Below are 22,625 nucleotides of genomic sequence, written 5' to 3' on the forward strand. Positions count from 1 at the left end.
TCACCGGACCGAGACGTCGAGTCTGCGGCCCGCGAGTCGGCGCGGCCGGGTCGCGATGGCCTCGGCGACGCGTTCGATCGCGCGGGCGGCCGGATCGTCGGGCGCGGCTGCGACGACGGGTTCGCCGGCGTCGCCGCCCTGGCGGAGGGCGATGCTGAGCGGCACGCTCGCGATGAGCGGGACGGCGTCGGGCTGGCCCTCCGAGAGGCGTCGGGCGACCTCCTCGCCGCCGCCCGACCCGAACAGGTCGAGCACGGTGCCGTCTGGGCCGGGCAGGCCGGCCATGTTCTCGACGACGCCGATGATGCGCTGGCCCGTCTGCCTGGCGACCACGCCCGAGCGCTCGGCCACGTCGGCCGCCGCCGGCTGCGGGGTCGTGACCACGAGCACCTCGGCGTTGGGCAGCAGCTGCCCGAGCGAGATCGCGATGTCGCCCGTGCCGGGCGGCAGGTCGACGAGCAGCACGTCGAGGTCGCCGAAGTACACGTCGGTGAGGAACTGGTTCAGCGTGCGGTGCAGCATCGGCCCGCGCCAGGCGACGGCCACGGATGACGCGCGCGAACCCGGCGCGGCGGGTTCGACGAACATGCCGATCGAGATGACCTTCACGCCGTGCGCGACCGGCGGCAGGATCATGTCGTTCACCTGCGTCGGGCGCGCGGCGAGGCCCTGCTCGTCGACGAGGCCGAGCAGCGCCGGGATCGAGAACCCGTGCACGTCGGCGTCGACGAGACCCACCGAGAGCCCTCGTGCCGCGAGCGACACCGCGAGGTTCGCCGTGAGCGTGGACTTGCCGACCCCGCCCTTGCCGCTCGTGACCGCGACGACGCGAGTGAGCGTGCCCGGCCCGAACGGGTTGCCGCGAGCGGCCTTGCCGCCGCGCAGCCGCTCGGTGAGGGCCGTGCGCTGCGCGGGGGTCATCACGGTGAGCGTCACGTCGACCGCGCCCTCGCCGGCGACGCCCTCGGCTGCCTGGCGGACGTCCCGCTCGATGCGATCGGATGCCGGGCAGCCGACGATCGTGAGCCGGATGACGACGCTCACCCGGCCGCGGTCATCGACCGAGACGGAGTCGACCATGTCGAGTTCGGTGATGGGCTTGCGGATCTCGGGGTCGATCACCGACTCGAGCGCGCGGCCGATGGCGGCCTCGAGCACGGCCGGGTCGGTCGAGTCAGCCCCGGGGTGCGGCATTCGCGGCATCTTCCTCGTCCTTGCGGTCGAGCTCCTCGAGCACCGCGCGCAACTCGGAACGGATGAAGTCCTTCGAGGCGAGGTCCTTCACGGCCAGCCGCAGGGCGACGACCTCGCGGGCGAGGTACTCGGTGTCGGCCAGGTTGCGCTCGGCGCGCTGGCGGTCCTGCTCGATCTGCACCCGGTCGCGGTCGTCCTGCCGGTTCTGGGCGAGCAGGATGAGCGGAGCGGCATACGAGGCCTGCAGGCTGAGCACGAGCGTCAGCGCCGTGAATCCGATGGCGATCGAGTCGAAGCGCAGGTGCTCGGGCGCGAACGTGTTCCACGCCATCCAGGAGATCGCGAACACGGAGAGCCCCAGCAGGAAGCCGGGGGTGCCCATGGCTCGCGCGACCCATTCGGTGAAGCGTCCGAAGCGATCCTTGTCGCGTTCCCCTCGGCGGAAGCGGGGACGGCGGCTGCCCTTCGGCGTGTCGAAGCGCCGCTCGTCTGCCGTGTTAACGCGTGCCATCTCCGGCCCTCCTTCCGTTCGTCGGGATCGGGATGCTCCCCGTGGTCAGCTGTGCTCGGGCGGTCGCGCGTTTGCTCACCTCATCTTCGTCTTCTGGATGACTTCGCCAGTCATCGGGCAGGAGGTAGTCGAGCACGTCGTCGATGGTCACGACCCCGACGAGGCGGTGCCGTTCGTCGATGACGGGCACCGAGACGAGGTCGTAGCTGGCCAGGATGCGGCTCACCTCGGCCGCGGAGGTGTCGGCGCCGACCGGCTCGAGGCCCTGGTCGATCAGAGTGCCGAGGCGCTCGTGCGGCGGGTAGCGCAGCATCCGCTGGAAGTGGACGACGCCGAGGAAGCGGCCCGTGGGCGCCTCGTAGGGCGGAAGGGTCACGCACACCGCGGCGCCGAGCGCCGGCGGCAGGTCGTGACGACGGATGAGCGCGAGGCCCTCTGCGACGGTCGCGTCGGCCGAGACGATGATCGGCTCGGTGGTCATGAGCCCGCCCGCGGTGTCGGGGCCGTAGCTCAGGAGCATGCGGACGTCTTCGGCCTCTTCCGGCTCCATGAGCTCGAGCAGGTGCTCGCCGCGCTCCTCGGGCAGCTGCGCGATGAGGTCGGCCGCATCGTCGGGCTGCATGTGGTCGAGCACGTCGGCGGCGCGGTCGTCGCCGAGCCCGCCGAGGATCTCGACCTGGTCGGCCTCGGGCATCTCCTCGAGCACGTCGGCGAGGCGATCGTCGGAGAGCTCCTCGGCGACCTCCTGCCGTCGGGCCACGGGCAGGTCGAGCAGGGTGTTCGCGAGGTCGGCCGGCTTCAGCTCGGAGTACGTGGCGATCAGCTGCTCGGCCGACTGCGCCTCGCCCGTGCGAGCGCTCTCGCGCACCTCGCGCCAGGTGACGTACGCCGACTGGCCCTTGGAGAAGGGCGATGCGCCCTTGGGCCGGCGCACGAAGAGCTGCTCGACCTCCCACTCGCCGGGCTCCTGCTCCTCGATCGAGACGTCCTCGATCGTGGCCTCGCCCGAGCCGTCGTTGAAGCGCACCTTGCGGCCGAGCATCTCGGCGATCACGCGCACCTCACCACCGCGCTGCTCGAACCGGCGAAGGTTGATGAGGCCGGTCGTGATGATCTGGCCGTTGCCGATCGAGGTCACCCGGCCGATCGAGAGGAACACGCGTCGTTTGCCGGGCACCTCCACGATGAGTCCCACCACCCGCGGCGGGTCGTTCTTTCGGTACACGACGAGGACGTCGCGCACCTTTCCGACCCGATCGCCGGCGGGGTCGAAGACGGCGCACCCGGCGAGTCGGGCGACGAAGACTCTCGTTGCGCTCACGGTACAAACTTAGCCCGTGGGAGGATGGAGGGGTGAGCAACCAATCGCCCTTCGGCGGACGCACGGCCCGCGCCTTCCCCACGCTGCCGCAGGGCGAGACCATCGCGAGCTTCGAGACCTACGCCGAGGCGCAGTCCGCGGTCGACGCCCTCGCCAAGGCCGAGTTCCCCGTGAAGGAACTCGCGATCGTCGGCACGGGGCTCACGAGCGTGGAGCGCATCACGGGCAAGCTCACCTGGGGGCGTGCGGCGGGCGCCGGGGCGCTCTCCGGCGCCTGGTTCGGCACGTTCCTCGGCCTCCTCTTCTTCATCTTCGCGCCGTCGCCCTCCTCGGTCGGCATCCTGCTCTCGGCGGTGCTCATCGGTGCGGGCTTCGGCATGATCTTCAGCGTCGTCTCGTACTCGGTCAACCGCCGCCGCCGCGACTTCACGTCGGTGGCGCAGGTGCTCGCGACCCGATACTCGATCGTCGCCGAGGCGGCGCACGTCGAGCGCGCCAGGCAGGTGCTGCACGTGACGGATGTCCCTGAGCCCGCGTTCCCCGCGCCCGAGGCCTCGCCACGCGCACGCGCGACTTCCGCGCCGAGCGCGGCGCCGTCGTCCCCGGCGCCCGCTGCCGCGGGGTCCGATACGCCGACGGCAGCCGATGCCGATGCGGCCTCCGAGGGCGACGCGGCCGTCGATGACGGCGCTGCAGCGGGCGAGCAGCCGCAGGGGCTCACGTACGGCGAAGCACTCGACGCCGCCCGCCGCGCCGAGCGCGAGCGGCGGCAGTCCGGCGGCGCCTGAGCATCCGCCGCTCGACGCTGGGAGGATGCCGAGCAGGCCCACTCGGGTCCAGCTCGCGATATATCGTGAATCCATGGTGACCGAGCGCGAACTGTCCGACGACATCGTCGAGGCCGAACGGCCCGACCGCCCGATCCGACGCCTGCTCCGCGGCATCCGTCGGCGCATCCACGAGCGACCGGCGCTGCGCCGCGCCTATCGGGTGCTCGTGGGCGTGCTCGGCGGAACCATCGCGGTCGGCGGCCTGGCCCTCGTGCCCCTGCCTGGACCGGGGTGGCTGGTGGTCTTCCTCGGACTCGCGATCCTGGGCACCGAGTTCGCCTGGGCCGCACGCGTCGCGGGCTGGCTGAAGCGCATGCTCGCCCGCTTCTGGGCGTGGTGGCAGGCGCGCCGCGCCGCCAGGGCGGCGTCCTGACCGAGCCTCGGCCAGGACGCCGCACGACCTAGCCGGCCGCGCCCTGGACCCAGGCCTCGACCTCCGCGACGGTGCGCGGGATGCCGATCGAGAGGTTCTCCGCACCCTCGGCGGTGACGACGATGTCGTCCTCGATGCGCACGCCGATGCCCCGGAACTCGGCCGGCACGGTGAGGTCGTCGGCCTGGAAGTAGAGGCCGGGCTCGATCGTGAAGACCATGCCCTCCTGCAGCTCGCCGTCCATGTACATCTCGCGACGCGCCTGCGCGCAGTCGTGCACGTCGAGCCCGAGGTGGTGGCTCGTGCCGTGCACCATGTAGCGGCGGTGGAACTGGTTCTCGGGTTGCAGGGACTCCTCGGCCGAGACCGGGAGGAAGCCCCACGCGGCGGTCTTGCGGGCGATCACGGCCATGGCGGCGGCGTGCACCTCGCGGAAGATCGCGCCCGGGCGCACGACGGCGAATGCGGCATCCGCGGCCTCGAGCACGGCTTCGTAGACCTGGCGCTGCACGTCGGAGAAGGTGCCGTTCACCGGGAAGGTGCGCGTGATGTCGGCCGTGTAGTAGCTGTCCATCTCGACGCCGGCGTCGAGCAGCACGAGGTCGCCGGGCACGACGGGGCCGTCGTTGCGGGTCCAGTGCAGGATGGTCGCGTGCGGACCCGCCGCGGCGATGGAGCCATAGCCCACGTCGTTGCCGTCGAGGCGGGCGCGCGTGGCGAAGACGCCCTCGATGACGCGTTCGCCGCGCACCTCCGAGGTGATGCGGGGGAGCTCCTGGAACACCTCGGTGAAGCCGCGCTTCGTCGCGTCGACGGCGGCGCGCATCTCGCCGAGCTCGAACTCGTCCTTCACGAGGCGGAGCTCGGAGAGCACGCGGGCCAGCTCGGCGTCGGGCGCGTGCTCGCCGCCGACCTCGAGCGAGAACGGCGCGTCGGACGCGTTGGTCGACAGGGCCTCCTCGGCGGCGAAGCGGATGCGGGCGTGGTCGACGCGCTCCGTGATCGCGGCGTCGGCCTCGCGCAGGACGACGGTCGCGGTGTCGACCGCGTCGATCACGCGGTCGAACTCGTCGAGGCCGCGAGTGTCGATCGCGAGGTCGGCGGACACGTGCGCGAGCGAGGGTCGCGGACCGATCCAGAACTCGCCGATCGCCGGGTTGGCGTAGAACTCCTCGGAATCCCGGCCGGCGCGCTCGCGGAAGTACACCGTCGCGATGTGGCCCTCGCCGCCTTCGGGCTCGAACACCAGCACGGCACCCGGCTCCGAGTCTGAGCCCCAACCGGTCAGGTGGGCGAACGCGGTGTGCGCGCGGAAGGGATAGTCGGTGTCGTTGGCGCGCTGCTTCATGTCGCCGGCGGGGATCACGAGCCGGACGCCGGGGAAGGCCGCCGACACGGCGCTGCGGCGACGTGCCGCGAAGGCCGCCTGCGCGCGCGCGGCCGGGAGGGTCTCGTCGCGGGCGGCCCAGCCGCTGCTGATGAAGTCCTTGAATCCCTCGGAGCCGGGTGTGGTCGAACGGTTCGCGTCGCGGCCCGTCTCGTCGGCGGTCGCCGCTGCCGGGGTCTCGGTCGTTGAGGTGTCGCTGGAGTCCATGGCTCCATTCTCGCACCGCGGCACGCAAGACCGAACTGCGCCGGGACGCCCGGGCGGCTCGGCCAGGGACGCGGAGTCCGCGCCCGGGTCAGGCGGCCGGCGAGAGGGTCGAGACGACCGGGCGATGGTCGCTTCCGGCGGCGTCCATCTCGCCGATCACGCGGAACGCGTCGACGTTCCAGCCGGGCGTCGCCATCACGTGGTCGATGGGGCTGCCGAGCACCTCCGGCAGGTCGGTCGGCCAGGTGCCGAGCCCGCCCGAACCTGCCTCGACCGCGGCATCCCGGCAGTTGCCGAGATCGCCGCCGTTCGTGCCGCGACCCGAGAAGTGGTCGACCGTGGCGTTGAAGTCGCCGGCCATGATCACGTTCTCGCCCGAGCACTGCTCGGCGAGCCAGTCGAGGTCGCTGCGCCAGTTGCGCAGCTCCCAGCGGATCGGGGCCACCGCGTGCACCGCGACGATGCGTGGACCCGTGCCGGAGACGGGATCGGCCACGACGGAGGGCAGCGTGTTCGTGTTTCCGGGCGGACCGGGGACCTCGGGCGAGGTGACCGTGTAGTCGCCGAGGTCGGGCGAGATTAGGATCGTCGTCGACCGCGCCTTCGCCACGTCGTCGTAGGCCGCCGTGTGCACCCACATCGGGCTGCCTCCCTCGCGCATCGCGATGGCGATCTCCTCGCCGAGCGGCTCGGTCGTCTCCGGCAGCACGACGACGTCGGCCCCCTCCTCGATGGCGAGACCCGCGATCGTCGCGGCATCCGGAACCTCGCCGAGCGTGTTCCAGGACAGCACCGTCAGCGATCCGGATGCCGCGTCGGCGGCGGCATCCGAGGACCCGAAGCCCCTCGCGGTGAGCACGGCCGCGTTGCCGACGGCGAAGAGCGCCATGATCGTCGCGAGGGCGAAGGCGACGAGCCGGAGCGGGCGCGCGAAGGCGGCCAGCAGCACGAGCACCGCCACCACGACCCCGGCGACGGCCGCGACGCCGCGCAGGGCGACGACGTGGGCGAACACCCATTGGTTCTGCAGGCCGACGGCCTGGGGCCAGAGCATGAGGGCGGCGAGGATCGCCGCGGCGACGACGAGGGTCCAGCCGAGGATGCGGGGGAGCATCCCCCCAAGCTAGGGGACGAGCCTGTGGCGGGGCCGCATGCCGGCGGCGAACCCGCCTGCGGTGCACCCGAAGCGCGGTGTCGTGCATCGCCGCGGGTTGCCGCGCCCTAGCATGGAGGGATGGCTTCGTCGACGGCACCCGCGATCGGTGAGGCCGACCTGCACGTGCACTCGACGGTGTCCGACGGCACCGGAAGCCCGGCGCACCTGCTCGTCGAAGCCGCCGAGGCGGGCCTGTCGGCGATCGCGCTGACCGACCACGACTCGACCGCCGGCTGGGCCGAGGCCGCCGTGGCTGTGCCCGAGACCGGGGTCGCGCTCATCCCCGGCATGGAGCTCTCCACGCGCGAGCAGTACACGAGCGTGCACGTGCTGGCCTACCTCATCGACCCGTTCGACGAGGAACTGCTCGCCGAGACCACCCGCATCCGCGAGTCGCGGCTGACCCGCGCCGAGCAGATCGTGCAGCGCATCGCCCGCGACTACCCCCTCACCTGGGACGACGTGCTCGCCCAGACGGCCGAGGGGGCGACGGTGGGCAGGCCGCACATCGCCGACGCGCTCGTCGCCCGCGGCCACGTGTCGACCCGTTCCGCGGCGTTCGCCGGGATCCTGCACCCGCGCCACGGGTACGCGCGCCCGCACTACGCGCCCGATCCGCTGACGGGCGTGCGGCTCATCCGCGCGGCCGGCGGAGTGCCGGTGCTCGCCCACCCCGGCGCGCGCGGAGCCGAGCACGTCGTGCCGCGCGAGCGGCTGCGCCAACTCGTCGACGCCGGGCTCTTCGGACTCGAGATCGACCACCCCGAGAACGATCCCGGCTCCAAGCCGCGCCTGCATGCCCTCGCTCGGGAGTTCGGGCTCGCCGTCACCGGTTCCAGCGACTACCACGGAACGGGCAAGCCCAATCGGCTCGGCCAGGAGCGCACCCCGGCCGACATCGTGGCGCGCATCGTCGGCGAGGCGACCGGCTTCGAGCCCGTCCTGCCCTGACCTTCCGGTCGCACGTGACCGGCCCCGGCGGGCGTCTCGGACGCTCATCGCCCCAGGACGACGAAGAGCGGATGCCGCGTGGCATCCGCTCTCGTCTCGTGCTCCGGTCAGACCTGGGGCGCCGCGCTTCCCGCCGAGCCGGCGGGCCGGGGGCCGCGACGACGACGGCGACGACGGGGCGCGTCGTTGCCGTCGTGGTGCTCGCTGCCACCGCCGTCATGCGTGCCCGTGCCGGGCTCCCGCGTCGCGGTCGTCGCGGTGTCACCGGCGGACTGGGCGGATGCGGCGGACTCGACGGAGGTCGAGCTGGACGCGGCGGGCGTCGAGGCCTCGCCCTCGCTGCGACCGCCGCGCGTGCGCTGGCGTGATCGCGAGCTGCGCGGTGCGCGGGCCGACTCGCCCTCGCCACGAGCCTCGCTGCGGCCGGCGGTGCTCGACCGGCTCGGCGCGGCGGCCGGAGCGGCGGGCTTCAGGCGGCCCTTGGTGCCGGCGGGGATGTCGAGGTCCGTGAACAGGTGCGGGCTCGACGAGTAGGTCTCGACCGGCTCGGGCTGCCCGAACTCGAGCGCGCGGTTGATGAGGGCCCACTTGTGCAGGTCGTCCCAGTCGACGAAGGTGACCGCGATGCCGGTCTTGCCCGCGCGGCCGGTGCGGCCGGCACGGTGCAGGTACGCCTTGTCGTCGTCGGGGATGGTGTGGTTGATCACGTGGGTGACGTCGTCGACGTCGATGCCGCGAGCCGCGACATCCGTGGCGATGAGGATGTCCTTCTTGCCGGCCTTGAACGCGGCCATCGCGCGCTCGCGCTGGTCCTGGTTCAGGTCGCCGTGCACCGCCGCCGCGTTGAAGCCGCGATCGTTGAGCTCCTCGACGAGCTTTGCGGCGGCACGCTTGGTGCGCGTGAAGATGACCGTCTTGCCCCGGCCCTCGGCCTGCAGGATCCGCGAGATGACCTCGTCCTTGTCGAGCGAGTGCGCGCGGTAGACGAGGTGCTTGATGTTCGCCTGCGTGAGGCCCTCGTCGGGGTCGGTCGCTCGGATGTGGATGGGCTTGGACATGAACCGGCGTGCGAGCGCGACGATCGGACCCGGCATGGTCGCCGAGAAGAGCATCGTGTGGCGGTTGGCCGGGGTCTGCGCGAAGAGCTTCTCGATGTCGGCGAGGAAGCCGAGGTCGAGCATCTTGTCGGCCTCGTCGAGCACCATCTCCTGCACGTTCTTCAACGAGAGCAGCCGCTGCGAGGCCAGGTCGAGGAGACGACCGGGGGTGCCCACGACGATCTGCGCGCCGGCCTTGATCTGCTCGATCTGGCCCTCGTACGCCTTGCCGCCGTAGATCGAGACGACCTTGGTGGGGCGGTTCGAGGTCGCGAGTTCGAGGTCCTCGGTGACCTGCACGCACAGCTCGCGCGTCGGCACGACGACGAGCACCTTGACGCCGGGCTCGGGGTCGTCGCCGATGCGCTGGATGATCGGGAGCCCGAAGCCGAAGGTCTTGCCGGTGCCGGTCTTCGCCTGGCCGATGATGTCCTGCCCGGACAGGGCGAGGGGGATCGTCTGCTCCTGGATGGGGAAGGCATCGAAGATGCCCTTGGTTGCGAGCGCGTCGACGATGTCGGACGCGACGCCGAGTTCTGCGAAAGTAGTCAAGAATCTGCCTGTCGGTATAGCGGTAGTGATGCGCCCTGCTTCTCCTCGAGGCGCAACGGCTGCGGGTCCGATGCCCGCATGCGAGGCCCAGCTTATCCGAGAGTGGCTGAACGCCTCGGATAGGCTGTGTGCGTGGTGTCCTGGATCAGTCGACGCGTGCCGCGTCCCGAAGCGCCGCGCCTCCGACCGCGCGTCGCGCCGACCGAGCTGACGAAGGTCGACTTCACCGAGCTGATTCCCGAGCCGGTGCCGTTCCTCGGCCAGGCGGCCTACATCCAGCTGGAGTTCTTCGAGGGTCTCTCCCGGGCGGTCGGCACCGCGCCGACGCTCGGTGCGAAGGAGGGCCTGAGCGCCGCGGCCGGCGTCGCCCTCGGCAAGCACCACGACCTCATCGCCGAACTGCGCCGCATGGACGTCGAGCCCGTCGACGTCATGGCGCCCTTCGCACCGGCGACGGCACGCCTGCATCACGCCTGGTCCGAAGGCGACTGGTACGAGCTCCTCCTCGCCATCCACGTCACGTCGGGCATGCTCGACGGCTACTTCGCCAGCCTCGCGAACGGGCTCCCGACCGACGTCGCCCGCCGCGTGCGGGGCATCCTCGACCGCGGCGGTGCCGGCCTCGTGCTCGAGGGCGAGCTGGCGGCGGCCATCGCCGCCGAGCCGGGCCTCGCCGACCGACTCGCGCTCTGGGGCCGCAGCCTCGTCGGGGACACGCTGCTCATCGCGCGTTCGGCGCTGCACGCGTCGGATGCCCGCGGACTCGACGAGAAGGTCGAGCCGATCTTCACCGAGCTCATCGCCGACCACACGCGTCGCATGGACGCGCTCGGCCTCACCGCCTGACCACGCCCTCGGTTCGCCGGCCGGAACACGAACGGACCGGCCCTCCATGCGGAGGACGCGGTCCGTTCGGGATTCTCCGCCGGGCGGCAGCGCGGTTCAGTGCACCGGCGTGGCGCGGGTGTCCGTCCCGGCCCCTGGCCGGGCCAGGCGCTCGAAGAGCGCGGCATCCGCTCGCTCGCGACGCGGACCGATGAGGTACGCGGTCGCCGCGGCGGCGAGGCCGGCCACGACGAACGAGGCGACCCAGATCCAGGTGCCGTCCCAGGCCCAGCCGAGCCAGGTCAGCGCGACCCAGACGACGGCCGCGACGCCCGCACCGATCGCCGGGACCAGCGCGACCCCGTGCGTGTTGCGCAACGGCAGCAGGTAGCGGGCCGCGATGCCGAGGATCGCCCCGCCGAGCACGACGAAGAGCAGTTCCATGTCAGGCGACGAATCCGACGCGTCGTGCCTCTTCGCCGCTGATCTCGACATAGGCGAGCGCTGCGGCCGGAACGAGGAAGACGGTGCCCTTCGAGTCGATGAACTCGAGCGACTTCGCGTCGCCCGCGAGCGCCGCCGCGACCTGGGACTTGACCTCCTCGGGCGTCTGCGCCGACTCGAAGCCGAGTTCGCGGGGGGAGTTCTGAATGCCGATCCGTACGTCCACAGTGGGGGCCTTTCTGTCCTTGCGACCACACTAGGACACGGCTCGCGGGCACCGGCGCACGTTCACTGTCGGCGGAACGGGTTAGCGTGTGGCCATGCCCAGCCCCACCGTCTCCTCGCCGCCCGAGGCGAGCGACACGGCGCACGTCGAAGCCCCGGTCGATGTCGCCTCGCACCCGCTCCACCACGCCGGGATCGCCGCGCGCGACATCGGGCACGGCCATGTCGCGGTCTTCGGCGCACCGGGGTCCGGCAAGACGACCCTCGCGGTCGAACTCGTGGCCGACCGGGTCGAACGGCTCGGCTACGGCGTCGACGAGGTGCTCGTGCTCTGCGCCACGCGGACGACGGCCACGGCGCTGCGCGATCGCATCGCCGTCCGTCTCGGAGCGACCACCCGGGGGCCGCTCGCGCGAACCGCCAACTCCATCGCGTTCCAGCTCGTGCGCGCCTACACCGGTGCACCCGTCACGCTCCTCACGGGCGGCGAGCACGACCGCATCGTCGCCGATCTCATCGAGGGCGGCATCCGCGACGGGTTCGGCCCGGCCTGGCCCGACCCGCTCACCCCCGAGGTGCGCTCGCTGCGCGGCTTCCGAAGCGAGTTGCGCGACCTGCTGATGCGCGCCGTCGAGCTCGGCATCGACGAGGTCGAGCTCGCTCGCCTCGGCGAGGCCGCAGCGCGCCCCGAATGGGTCGCCGCCGCGGCGTTCATGGCCGAGTACGCCGACGTCAAGGAGCAGGTCCGGCCCGACCAGTTCGACTCCGCCGAGCTCGGTGCGTTCGCCGCGTCGATCGTGCGGCGCAGCGCCGCCGATCCTGCGGCATCCGCAGCGCTCGGACCACTCGCCGGGCTCCGCCTGCTCGTCGTCGACGATGCCCAGGAGACCACCGAGGCCGCCGCGGCGCTGATCGCCGCGTTCGCCGCCTGCGACGTGCAGGTCGTCGCGATCGGCGATCCCGACGTCGCGAGCAACGGGTTCCGCGGAGGGCGGCCCGAACTCCTCGGCTCGTTGTCCTCCGTGCTCGACGGCGCGCCGGTGCAGCGCATCGACCTGCCGCTCGTGCATCGCGGGCGCCCCGGCATCGCCGAGATGCTCACCGGCGTGCGTTCGCACATCGGCACGGCCCTCGGCGGCAGCCATCGTGCGGCCGCCCTCGCCCGGTCGCACGACGTCGACGCGCTCGCGCCCCTGCTCGGCATCGAGGCGCCCTCGAGCGCGTCGCAGTCGCTCGCGATCGCCTCCCTCCTCCGCGAACGCCACCTGCTCGACGGGGTGCCGTGGTCGCAGATGGCCGTCGTGCTTCGATCCGGTGCGGATGTCCCGGCCGTCGAACGTGCGCTCGCACTGGCCGACGTGCCGACCGCGGGCGTCGCGACGGGCCTCGCCCTCCGGGACGCCCCCGCGGCCGCCGCACTGCTCACGGCCTGCTCGGTCGTGCTCGGCCGCGAGCCGCTCACGGCAGACCTCGCCGTGACGCTGCTCACCGGGCCCCTCGGCCGGCTCGACGGCGTGGGCCTCAGGCGGCTGCGCCTCGCACTCCGGCACGAGGAGCTCGCCGCGGGCGGCGATCGCACCGGCGACGAACTGCTCGTCGACGCGCTCGGCGCGCCCGGCGGGTTCGCCACGATCGACGCGGCTCCCGGCCGCCGCGCGGCCAAGCTCGCCGCCGTGCTCGAGGCGGCGAAGGGCATCGCGACGGCCGGCGGCAGCATCGAGGAGGTGCTCTGGTCGCTCTGGGAGGGCAGCGCGCTCGCCGCGGAGTGGAGCAGGCAGGCCGGTGGCACCGGCGTGCTCGCCGACGAGGCCGACCGGCAGCTCGATGCCGCGGTCGCGCTGTTCGCCGCCGCGACCCGGTTCGTCGAGCGCGAACCCGATGCGCCCGCGACGCGCTTCGTCGACGAGGTGCTCGCGAGCGAGCTCCCCGAGGACTCCCTCGCGCCGCGCCGCACCGCCGAGACCGTGCTCGTCACCACGCCGCAGTCGCTCGTCGGCCGGGAGTTCGACGTGGTCGTCATCGCGGGCCTCCAGGATGCGGTGTGGCCGAACCTGCGCCCACGCGGGACCCTCCTGCACTCCGCCCTGCTCGCGAGGGTTGCGCAGGCGCAGCGCGCCGGTGCTCCGTTGCCGGGAGTCGACTCACCGGCGGAGGCGCGGGCCGGCGTTCGCGATGACGAGCTGCGCATGTTCGTGCTCGCGGCGTCGCGGGCGCGCCGACAGGTCGTGCTCGCCTGCACGGCCAACGACGACGAGCAGCCGTCGGTGCTCATGGGGTACGCCCGCGAGCGGGTGCGGCAGCGCCGACGCCCGTTGCACCTCCGGCAGCTGGTCGGCGTGCTGCGCCGCGACGCGGTCGCGGGAGACGCCGAGTCCGCGGCCGCCCTCGCCCTGCTCGCCGAGGAGGGCGTCGCCGGAGCCGGACCGGCTGAATGGTACGGGCTCGCCGAGCCCACGACGCAGGCGCCGCTCGTCGACCTCGACGGCGACCCCGAGGCGACCGTCGCCGTCTCCCCGTCGCAGATCGATCGCGTGGAGGAGTCGCCGCTCGGCTGGTTCGTCGACCACGTCGCGTCGCCGCCGTCGGGCGTGGCCGCGTCGATCGGCACGATCGTGCACGCGGTCGTCGAGGAGGTCGGGGGGCGCGAGGACGGCGACACGAGCCTGGACGCCATCTGGGCCGCCGTCGAGACGCGGCTGAAGGGCGTGCGCTTCGAGGCCGGCTGGGTCGCCGAACGCGAACGCCGCGGAGCCAGACGCATGGCCGAAGGGGCCGCGGAGTACCTGACCTCGTTCGGCGACGACGAGAAGGTGCTGCTCGGCGCCGAGGGCCGCTTCACGATCACGGTCGACCGCGTGCGCATCACCGGCACGATCGACCGCATCGAGGCCTCGGCCGACGGCACGACGGTCATCGTCGACCTGAAGACCGGGCGGACGCCGCCGACCTATGCCCAGACCGCCGAGCATCCTCAACTGGCCGCCTACCAACTGGCGGCCAGGCAGGGCGCGATCGAGTCGGCCGGCACCCTCGGCGGCGCCAAGCTGGTCTACGTCGCCACCCCGTCGCGTGGGCTCGCGTACACCGAGCGCGCGCAGCAGCCGTTCGACGACGATGCCGAGGAGTCCTTCCGCGAACGCCTCGCCGACGTGGGCCGGGTCATGGCCGGTGCCACGTTCGAGGGCCCCGCCGAACTCGGGCACCGGTCCCGGTTCGGGTCCTGGCAGTACCGCGTGCACCTCGTGCCGGCGGTCTCGGCATGAGCGGCCGCGACGCCGCGATCAGCGCTGCGGAGATCGCCACCCGACTCGGGCTCCACCTGCCGACGCCCGAGCAGCAGGCGGTCATCGAAGCCGATCCGCACGGGGCCAGCATCGTGGTCGCGGGGGCCGGGAGCGGCAAGACCGAGACGATGGCGAACCGCGTCGTCTGGCTGCTGGCCAACGGACACGTGGGCGTCGCCGACGTGCTCGGGCTCACCTTCACCCGCAAGGCCGCGGGCGAACTCGCCGAGCGCGTCCGTGAACGGGTCGCGCAACTCGTCGCCGAGGGCATCGCCGACCTCGAGATCGATCCCCTCGAGTCCGCGACGGTCAGCACCTACCACGCGTTCGCCAGCGCGATCTACCGAGAGCACGCCATGCGCATCGGCCGCGAGCCGGACGCGACCGTGCTCGGCGAGGCATCGGCATGGCTGCTCGCCCGCTCCGTCGTGAGCGGTTCAGCCGACCCGAGGCTCATCGAGCTCGACGCATCCCTCGACAAGGTCACGGGCGCGACCCTCTCGCTCAGCCGCGCCCTCGCCGAGAACGTGGCCGACAGCCGCGACGTGCGCGCCTTCACGCGTGATTTCCTCGGCATGCGGGGACTGCCCATCGACGCACCGCGCAAGCGCACGGACTTCGAATCGTTCGTCGGCGCCCTGGGCGTGGTCGACGCCCTGCCGCCACTGCTCGACCTCGCCGACGCCTACGCCGCAGCGAAGCGCGAACGCGGCTACGTCGAGTTCTCCGACCAGGTCGCGCTCGCCCTGCAGATCTGCAGCGAGCACCCCGAGGTCGTCGCCGAGCACCGCGAGCGCTCCCGCACCGTGCTGCTCGACGAGTACCAGGACACGAGCGTCGTGCAGACGCGGCTGCTCGCCACGCTGTTCGACGGGCACCCGGTCATGGCGGTGGGCGACCCCGACCAGTCGATCTACGGATGGCGCGGGGCGAGCGCGGCGAACCTCGCCAGGTTCGACCGCGACTTCGGACGGGGTCGTGCCGCGGTCTACCACCTCTCGACGAGCTGGCGGAATCCCCGCATCGTGCTCGATGCGGCGAACACGCTCATCGCCCCGCTCGACGCCGGCATCCCGAAGGCACCGCTCGCGCCGTCGCCGTTCGCCGCGACCGGACGCCTCGAGATCGACTGGTCCGAGACCATCGAGGGCGAGGCCGACCGGGTCGCGGCCTGGTTCGCCGCGCACCTCGTCCGCGGTGCCGGCGCGAAGAGCGGCGCGCTGCTCTGCCGCACGTTCTCGAACGTCGAGGTGTTCACCACCGCTCTCCGCGCGCACGGCGTTCCCGTGCACGTGCTCGGACTCGCCGGGCTGCTCGACCAGCCGGTGATCGCCGACCTCGTCTGCACGCTGCGGGTGCTGCACGATCCCACCGCCGGCTCGGAGCTCGTGCGCGTGCTCGGCGGCGCCCGCTGGCGTGTCGGTCCGGCCGACCTCGCGGGGCTGCGGGCGGTCGCGGCCTGGCTCGTCGACCGCGACCTCTCGCGTCGACGCCTCGACGACTCAGTTCGCCGCGAGCTCCGCGCCTCCGTGGCTGCGGAGGAGTCGCCGTCCATCGTCGACGCGCTCGACTTCGTGCTCACGGCACCCGACGACCATCGGGCGCTCGCGGGCATCAGCGAGACCGGGTTGGGTCGCATGCGCCGCGCCGGAGCACAGTTGCAGTCGCTGCGGCGCCGGGCCGGGCTCGGCCTCGTCGACTTCGTGCACCTGGTGCAGCAGGAGCTGCTCCTCGACATCGAGGCCACCGCCAATGCGGACCAGCCGCTCGGGCGCCCGAGCCTCGAGGCGTTCGACGAGCTGCTCGCTGCGTTCGCAGAGGACTCCGAGCACCCCACCCTCGGCGCCTTCCTCGGCTGGCTCACCGAGGCCGAGCAGCGGGACCGGCTGTCGCCGCGGCAGGACGAGCCCGAACCGGGGGCCGTCCAGGTACTCTCCATCCACGGGTCGAAGGGCCTCGAATGGGATGCCGTGGCCGTTCCGCGCATGGTCGAGGACGAGATCCCCTCGAAGCCTCGCTCGTCGAAAGGCTGGCTCGCCTTCGGCGAACTGCCCGACGAGTTCAAGGGCGACTGCGACGAGCTGCCCGAGCTCGGCTGGCGCGGCGTCCAGAGCCAGCGCGAGTTCGACGAGGCCGTGAAGGCCTTCGCCGAGGAGAACCGCGACGGCCATGCCGAGGAGGAGCGTCGGCTCGCCTACGTGGCCATCACGCGCACGCGCTCGGACCTCCTGCTGAGCGGATCGTGGTGGTCGACGCAGAAAACGCCACGGGCGCCGAGTCCGTTCCTGCGGGAGCTCGCCGTCGCGGGGGTCATCGATCCGGGGAGGCTTCCGACCCGACCCGAGTCCGATGAGAACCCGCGCTCGGGTGCCGTCGTCCGAGCGGTGTGGCCACTCGATCCCCTCGGCTTCCGACGCGACGGCGTGCACCGCGCGGCCGAAGCGGTCCGCGAGGCCGCACGGCGACCCAGCGGATCCGGAATCGGCCCGCAGCTCTCGTCCGAGCTCACGTTGCTCATCGAGGAGCGTCGTCGTCGACAGGAAGGTCCCGGCTCGACGCCGATCCCGTCGCGCATCCCGGCGTCCCGGTTCAAGGACTACCTCGACGATCCCGAGGCCGTGGCGGCGCAGTTGCGGCGACCGATGCCGCAACGGCCCTACCGGGCGACCCGGCTCGGAACCCTCTTCCACGACTGGGTGGAGCACCGCTCGACGGGGGAGTCCGCTGCCGCGGGCATCGACGACGGGCTCTTCGCCCTCGACGGCACCTTCGGCGACGACGGCGACGAGCTGTTCGTCACGGCAGACGGCGTCGGGCTCCTCGAATCCGCGGACGACGACGTCGCGGAGGCCACTCTCGGGAGCTCCGACGAGAGCACCGGTGGCGCCTTGCCCGCGTCAGACGCGGGCTCGGCCTCGGCCGGTGACGCGCGACGCTCGACGCGCACGCTGGCCGACCGAGAGCGCCTCCGGGCGCTCAGGGCGACGTTCGAGGCATCCGAGTGGGGCGACCGCAAGCCGATCGCAGTCGAGATCGAACTGCACCTTCCGATCGACGAGCACGTCTTCGTCTGCAAGCTGGACGCGGTGTACGACGTGCCCGCCGACGGGGAGCTCGCTGCCCGCGGCATCCGATACCAGGTGGTCGACTGGAAGACGGGTCGGGCGCCGCGCAATGCACGCGACCTCGAGCTGAAGCAGACCCAGCTCGCGTTGTACCGACTCGCCTACGCCGCATGGTCGGGCGTGCCGGTCGAGCAGATCGATGCGGTGTTCTACTTCGTCGAGGACGACCGGACCATCCGTCCGACCGAGCTCTACGACGAGGCGGCGTTGCGGCGGGCCTGGGCCTCTGCGGTCAGCTGATCGAGGGTGGCTCGATCCAGCGGGGCGGTGGCATTCGGGTCGGCCGGTGCCCGGTGCGGGTCCGTCTTGGGGTGCGGTTCGTCCGTCGAACGCGTCGCGGGCGCCGCGTCGCCCCAATCGCTGAGGTCGAGGGGAATCGGCGCCGTCGCGTCGGGCTGGTAGGCGCGTCGCTCGCCGGCCTCGTCGCGCTCGAGGTCGGAGAAGTCGTAGCTGTCGGTGAGCAGCGCCGACGAATGCTCGCGCGGGGATGCCGCGGACGCCGGGCGCGGCGTCTCGTCGAGCAGTCGCTCCACGCCGCCGACCGTCAGGATGGGGCCGGTCTCGGGCGAGAGCGCTTCGCTCGTGTGCTCATGCACGCTGGAGACCAGGCCGTCGAGCATCGCGACGGCATCGGCGATGATCGAGTCGTCGTGCCGGTCGAAGCCGTGCAGCAGCCATCGCGCGAGCTCGAGTTCGCCGTAGAGCAGCGCGCGTTGGGGGAGCAGCGCGTCGGCCGCGCCACCGCGTCCGACGATGTACGCCTCGAGGGCGCGCTCGGCGGAGTCGCCCCTCGACGTGAGCAGCCAGTGCAGGTCGAGGGCGGGATCGCCGACCGCGACCGCGGACCAGCCGATGACGGCGAGCACGCGCTCACCGTCGACCAGGAACGAATCGGCCGTGAGCGCGCCGTTGACGACCGCCGGCCGGAAACGCCAGAGCGCGGCATCATCGGTGGCCTCTTCCCATCGGCGCAGAAGTGCCGCCGGCAGGTGGCCGGTGTCCGATGCGCGGCCGATGAGCTCCACGACCGCATCGCGCGACTCGTCGGCGGTCTCGCGGTGCAGGCCCGCGTCTCCGATGAAGCCCGTGGGCAGTGAGTGGATCGCGGCGATCGCACCGCCGACCGATTCGGCGAGCCGGTCGTGGGCGGTCAGCTCGTCGCCGGACACCACGTGCCCGTCGAGGAACTCGGTGACGACCGCGCGGGTGCCGTCGATCGGGGCCTGGCCGGCGAAGACCGGCACCGCGAACGGCAGCCTCGACCGTACGCCGGCGGTCATCGCGCCAAGGGCGACGAGGTCGGCCGACTGCTCCGTCTCGGCCGCCTGCGATCGGGGAACGCGGATCAGCAGCCGCCTGCCGTCAGTGGCGCGAAGTTCGGCGGCGTCGAACCCGCCGGAAGAGCGTCGCGTGTGGGCACGGGCCGCCGCGACCTCGAGGCCCGGGATCGCCGCCGTGGCCAACGCGGCTAGAGTGAATGTGGGTCTGGCCATGGCCAACAGCTTAAGCAGGTGATTCGGTCGCCGGGGCGAGCGCCACGCCTTGCCGCCGACTCCGCCCCGACGCGAGAGAGGCCTGATGTGAGCGAATCGACTTCACCGCCACTGGCGCGCGCGCTGCTCGAGCGAGACGGCGCGTCCCGCACGCTCGCGGATCGTGCCGCGCAGTTCGACGCCGATCCGACATCGCTCGTGCTGCTGCTGCGCGGGACCAAGGCGCTGCTCTCCGAGCGTGTGGAGGACGTCGCCCCTGCGCTCGACCTCCGCTCGCCCATCGAGGTCCGCGCCGTCCTCGGCGGTGCGGAGCGCGTGACCCTCCGCTGCTACCTGGGGCGACTCGTCACGGGTGTCGACGAGGCCCCCGGACACGCCTCCGTCGAAGATCGGCACGCGGCATCCGACCTCGATCCCGGTTCGCTCCCGGCCTCGGCCGCACCGCCCGTCGAGGTGTGGGTGCTCGACGACGAGGCGGCCGATGCGATCGAGCCCGAGCCCGCCCGGTGGATCGGGCTCCGCCAGGCGGCGACCCAGCTCGAGGTGTACGAGGCGGGGCTGCTCGCGCAGGCCGTCGCGATCGCGAACTGGCACGCGGCGTCGCGGTTCTGCCCGCGCTGCGGGGGACCCACCGAGCTCGCCGAGGCGGGGTGGTCACGTCGGTGCACGGTCGACGGCGGCTCGATCTTCCCGCGCACCGACCCGGCCGTGATCGTGCTGGTGACGGATGCGGAGGATCGCGTGCTGCTCGGCTCGAACGCGATGTGGGAGTCGAACCGATTCTCCCTGCTCGCCGGGTACGTCGAGCCTGGCGAATCGCTCGAGCACGCGGTCGTGCGCGAGATCGGCGAGGAGGCCGGACTCCCGGTCGGCGACGTGCAGTACGCAGGTTCGCAGCCCTGGCCGTTCCCCGCGAGCCTCATGCTCGGCTTCACCGCACGCGCCGTCGCGACGGCGCCGTCGCCGAAGGTCACGCCCGACGGCGTCGAGATCCTCGAGCTCCGGTGGTTCACCCGCGAGGAGTTGGCCGCGGCCCTTCCCGAGATCGGCTTCCCGGGCCGTACCTCGATCGCCGGTTGGCTGCTCGAGCGCTGGTTCGGCGCGCCGATCGAATCGTCGCCGCGCGGGTGGGGCGCATGACCGGCACGTCCGATCCGCTCCTGGCCGACCTCGACGACGAGCAGCGCATCGCGGCGGAGGCACTGCTCGGCCCGGTCTGCATCCTCGCCGGCGCCGGCACGGGCAAGACGCGGGCGATCACGCACCGCATCGCCTACGGGGTCTCCACGGGCACGTACGATCCGGCCCGCATCATGGCGCTGACGTTCACCGCCCGCGCGGCCGCGGAACTCCGTGAACGCCTGCGGGCGCTGGGCGCCGGCGGAGTGCCGGTTCGCACCTTCCACGCGGCGGCGCTCGCCCAGCTCAACCACTTCTGGCCGCTCGTGGTCGGCGGCTCGGCGCCCCGCGTGCTCGAGTACAAGGGGCGGATGCTGGGAGCGGCCGCCGAGTCCATCCGGCTCCGCGTCGACCAAGCGACCCTGAGGGATGTCGCGGCCGAGATCGAGTGGCGCAAGGTGACGCTCATGACGCCCGAGGCCTCCGAGACGCGGCTGGCGGTGCGCGGTGCACCCGGCTCCCTGACGCCCGAGCAGTTCCGCGACCTGCTGGCGGCCTACGAACGGCTGAAGGACGAGCGCCGTCAGCTCGACTTCGAGGACGTGCTGCTCGCCACGGCGGGCATGATCGAAGCCGAGGCCTCGGTGGCGATGCAGGTGCACGAGAGCTATCGCCACTTCGTCGTCGACGAGTACCAGGACGTCTCGCCGGCGCAGCAGCACCTGCTCGACCTCTGGCTCGGAGATCGCCGGGAGCTCTGCGTGGTCGGCGACGCGAGCCAGACGATCTACTCGTTCGCCGGGGCGACCCCCGAGTACCTGCTCGACTTCGACCGCCGGTTCCAGGACGCGACCGTCGTGCGGCTCGAACGCAACTACCGATCGACGGAGCCGATCGTCGACGCGGCGAACCGGTTGATGCGCGGACGCGCCGGGGCGTTGCAGTTGCGGTCGATGGCCGATGCGGCGAGCACGGCGGATGCCGCGGCGGCGGCCGATCCCGTGATCGCGACGGATGCGGCGGCTGCCCGGCCCGCTGCGGCCCGGCGCTCGTCGGTGGAACCGGCCGTGACGTCGTACGCCGACGAGCTGGCCGAGGCGCGGGGAGTCGCGACGCTGGTCCGGGCACGTATCGATGCCGGCATCCGGCCGGAGTCCATCGCCATCCTCATGCGCGTCAACTCGCAGTCGGCGATGCTCGAGCATGCGCTCGACGAGGTCGGCGTGGCCTCCCGGATCCGCGGTGCCGTGCGCTTCTTCGACCAGCCCGAGGTCCGGCAGGCGGTGCAGGCGCTGCGTGCGGCTGCCCTCACGATCGCGAACGAACCGCTGTTCAAGTCGGTGAGCGACGTGCTGCGCTCGCTCGGCTGGTCGGCGCAGGCGCCGGACGGCCCCGGTGCGGTGCGGGCCCGCTGGGAATCCCTGAACGCACTGGCACGGCTCGTCGACGACTCGCCGCCCGGCACCACGTTCCGGGCGTTCGCCGACGACCTGCGGGCGCGTGCGGAGGCCCATCACGAGCCGACGGTCGCTGCCGTCACGCTCGCCACGTTGCACTCCGCGAAGGGACTCGAGTGGGACGAGGTGCACATCGTGGGCCTCACGGAGGGCATGCTGCCGATCGCCTACGCGAAGACCCTCGAGGCGATCGACGAGGAACGGCGGCTCTTCTACGTCGGCGTCACGCGGGCACGGCGGCGGTTGTCGTTGAGCTGGGCCCGGGTCGGCGGCCAGCATCGGTCAGAGCGTGCGGAATCGCGATTCCTCCAGGAGCTCGGCACCCGCACTGCGGGTGCTCCTCGTGCCGCCGGTGCTGCACGGCGCTCGGAGACCGCGCGAAGCTGATCGAGGCCGCGGTGAGGCTCGACCCGCCTTGACGGAGGTGGTCGTCGACTGCGGCGGCCGCAGCGGATGCGGCATCGAACCGCACGCGGGCCGGGTCCTCGGGCACGGGTCGCCCGGCGAGCTGTGCGGCGATCACCGGCCACGCGGCATCCGCATCGCGCCTCGCGAGGTCCAGGCACCGGATGCAGGGTCCGGAGCCCGGCTCGACGAGCGGTCCGACCCTGACCCCGGCGTCGTCGGCGAGCACCACCAGGTGCGGGATGTCGCGCCGCATCCACGGGAGGTGCCGTCCCGGCGGGATCGCCCAGCCGGCGACGATCACGACCAGCGCCGGGTCGCCCTGGCACGCGTCGAGCGGGCCGGCGTCGTACCCGAGGGCGAGGAGGTGCGCGGCGATGAGCTCGGCGAGCGGACCCTCTCCGTCGACGGCGACCACGAGCCGGCCAGCAGGGTCGGGGAGGCGGGTCGTGGCATCCGACGGCCCCTCGGGTGTCACGCAGGCCGGGGCGAGCCGGGCGACGAACTCGCGCACCTGCTCGGGAGAGCCGTCGAGCCCCGAGCCGATCGTGATGAGCGTCGCGAGGCCGGCACCGTGGCGAAGGGCCTGCAGCAGGCCGGTCTCGAGCGCGCCGGGTCGCTCGATCACGGCGCGCGGCGACGCGGCGCCGACCTGGACGGTGTCGGGCG

General features: G+C 72.6%; 17 protein-coding genes. 8 read left to right on the forward strand and 9 right to left on the reverse strand.

Translation table 11 applies throughout. The annotated features are described in order from the left end of the window. From GQQ95_RS12200 to GQQ95_RS12210, 3 genes are read right to left on the reverse strand one after another with little or no spacing between them, the layout of a single operon-like run. A complete protein-coding gene (locus GQQ95_RS12200) occupies positions 1 to 1,194 on the reverse strand; it encodes an Mrp/NBP35 family ATP-binding protein (protein WP_157427948.1) in 1,194 nt (397 codons plus the stop codon). Then, positions 1,175 to 1,705, reverse strand: coding sequence for a DUF1003 domain-containing protein (locus tag GQQ95_RS12205; protein WP_157427949.1), 531 nt, complete (start codon positions 1,703 to 1,705; stop codon positions 1,175 to 1,177). Before GQQ95_RS12205 ends, GQQ95_RS12200 begins: the two co-directional genes overlap by 20 nt. Next, a complete protein-coding gene (locus GQQ95_RS12210) occupies positions 1,692 to 3,026 on the reverse strand; it encodes a magnesium transporter MgtE N-terminal domain-containing protein (protein ID WP_157427950.1) in 1,335 nt (444 codons plus the stop codon). Before GQQ95_RS12210 ends, GQQ95_RS12205 begins: the two co-directional genes overlap by 14 nt. Positions 3,027 to 3,058: 32 nt before the next feature. Here GQQ95_RS12210 and GQQ95_RS19465 point away from each other — a divergent pair, with 32 nt between their 5' ends. Both GQQ95_RS19465 and GQQ95_RS12220 read left to right on the forward strand, forming a co-directional pair. Further along, positions 3,059 to 3,814: a YflT domain-containing protein gene (locus tag GQQ95_RS19465; RefSeq protein ID WP_212275417.1), complete on the forward strand. Its 756-nt coding sequence runs from the start codon at positions 3,059 to 3,061 to the stop codon at positions 3,812 to 3,814. A 73-nt stretch (positions 3,815 to 3,887) separates the two neighbouring features. Beyond that, a complete protein-coding gene (locus GQQ95_RS12220; RefSeq protein WP_157427951.1) occupies positions 3,888 to 4,229 on the forward strand; it encodes a TIGR02611 family protein in 342 nt (113 codons plus the stop codon). 28 nt (positions 4,230 to 4,257) lie between these two features. Here GQQ95_RS12220 and GQQ95_RS12225 read toward each other — a convergent pair whose 3' ends face one another. After that, the gene (locus tag GQQ95_RS12225) at positions 4,258 to 5,823 is read right to left on the reverse strand and encodes an aminopeptidase P family protein (protein WP_157427952.1); all 1,566 of its coding nucleotides are present in this window, start codon (positions 5,821 to 5,823) and stop codon (positions 4,258 to 4,260) included. 88 nt (positions 5,824 to 5,911) lie between these two features. Continuing rightward, positions 5,912 to 6,937 (reverse strand): endonuclease/exonuclease/phosphatase family protein, encoded by a 1,026-nt coding sequence (locus GQQ95_RS12230; protein WP_157427953.1) that lies wholly within the window; start codon positions 6,935 to 6,937, stop codon positions 5,912 to 5,914. 120 nt (positions 6,938 to 7,057) lie between these two features. On the opposite strand from GQQ95_RS12230, the gene GQQ95_RS12235 reads away from it, so the two are divergent. After that, entirely contained in the window at positions 7,058 to 7,930 is an 873-nt protein-coding gene (locus tag GQQ95_RS12235; RefSeq protein ID WP_157427954.1) for a PHP domain-containing protein, read from the forward strand. A 107-nt stretch (positions 7,931 to 8,037) separates the two neighbouring features. Here GQQ95_RS12235 and GQQ95_RS12240 read toward each other — a convergent pair whose 3' ends face one another. Then, complete coding sequence (locus GQQ95_RS12240; RefSeq protein ID WP_157427955.1) at positions 8,038 to 9,579, reverse strand: DEAD/DEAH box helicase; 1,542 nt, start codon at positions 9,577 to 9,579, stop codon at positions 8,038 to 8,040. A 132-nt stretch (positions 9,580 to 9,711) separates the two neighbouring features. On the opposite strand from GQQ95_RS12240, the gene GQQ95_RS12245 reads away from it, so the two are divergent. Next, the gene (locus tag GQQ95_RS12245; protein WP_157427956.1) at positions 9,712 to 10,425 is read left to right on the forward strand and encodes a ferritin-like fold-containing protein; all 714 of its coding nucleotides are present in this window, start codon (positions 9,712 to 9,714) and stop codon (positions 10,423 to 10,425) included. A 96-nt stretch (positions 10,426 to 10,521) separates the two neighbouring features. On the opposite strand, the gene GQQ95_RS19675 is transcribed toward GQQ95_RS12245, so the two are convergent. Then, a complete protein-coding gene (locus GQQ95_RS19675) occupies positions 10,522 to 10,848 on the reverse strand; it encodes a hypothetical protein (RefSeq protein ID WP_246205455.1) in 327 nt (108 codons plus the stop codon). A gap of 1 nt (position 10,849) precedes the next feature. After that, a complete protein-coding gene (locus GQQ95_RS12255) occupies positions 10,850 to 11,074 on the reverse strand; it encodes a DUF3107 domain-containing protein (protein WP_157427957.1) in 225 nt (74 codons plus the stop codon). A gap of 94 nt (positions 11,075 to 11,168) precedes the next feature. Here GQQ95_RS12255 and GQQ95_RS12260 point away from each other — a divergent pair, with 94 nt between their 5' ends. Both GQQ95_RS12260 and GQQ95_RS12265 read left to right on the forward strand, forming a co-directional pair. Then, the gene (locus GQQ95_RS12260) at positions 11,169 to 14,336 is read left to right on the forward strand and encodes a UrvD/REP family ATP-dependent DNA helicase (protein ID WP_157427958.1); all 3,168 of its coding nucleotides are present in this window, start codon (positions 11,169 to 11,171) and stop codon (positions 14,334 to 14,336) included. After that, positions 14,333 to 17,722 (forward strand): UvrD/REP family DEAD/DEAH box helicase, encoded by a 3,390-nt coding sequence (locus GQQ95_RS12265; protein WP_157427959.1) that lies wholly within the window; start codon positions 14,333 to 14,335, stop codon positions 17,720 to 17,722. Before GQQ95_RS12260 ends, GQQ95_RS12265 begins: the two co-directional genes overlap by 4 nt. On the opposite strand, the gene GQQ95_RS12270 is transcribed toward GQQ95_RS12265, so the two are convergent. After that, complete coding sequence (locus tag GQQ95_RS12270) at positions 17,674 to 18,975, reverse strand: phosphotransferase (RefSeq protein WP_157427960.1); 1,302 nt, start codon at positions 18,973 to 18,975, stop codon at positions 17,674 to 17,676. The genes GQQ95_RS12265 and GQQ95_RS12270 overlap by 49 nt on opposite strands. An 87-nt stretch (positions 18,976 to 19,062) precedes the next feature. On the opposite strand from GQQ95_RS12270, the gene nudC reads away from it, so the two are divergent. Both nudC and GQQ95_RS12280 read left to right on the forward strand, forming a co-directional pair. Further along, the gene (nudC, locus tag GQQ95_RS12275; protein WP_157427961.1) at positions 19,063 to 20,115 is read left to right on the forward strand and encodes an NAD(+) diphosphatase; all 1,053 of its coding nucleotides are present in this window, start codon (positions 19,063 to 19,065) and stop codon (positions 20,113 to 20,115) included. Further along, positions 20,112 to 21,938 (forward strand): ATP-dependent helicase, encoded by a 1,827-nt coding sequence (locus GQQ95_RS12280; protein WP_157427962.1) that lies wholly within the window; start codon positions 20,112 to 20,114, stop codon positions 21,936 to 21,938. The genes nudC and GQQ95_RS12280 overlap by 4 nt, the downstream gene beginning before the upstream one ends. Positions 21,939 to 22,625: the final 687 nt, after the last annotated feature.

The sequence above is a fragment of the Agromyces salentinus genome (genome assembly GCF_009749395.1).
Taxonomy (GTDB): domain Bacteria; phylum Actinomycetota; class Actinomycetes; order Actinomycetales; family Microbacteriaceae; genus Agromyces; species Agromyces salentinus.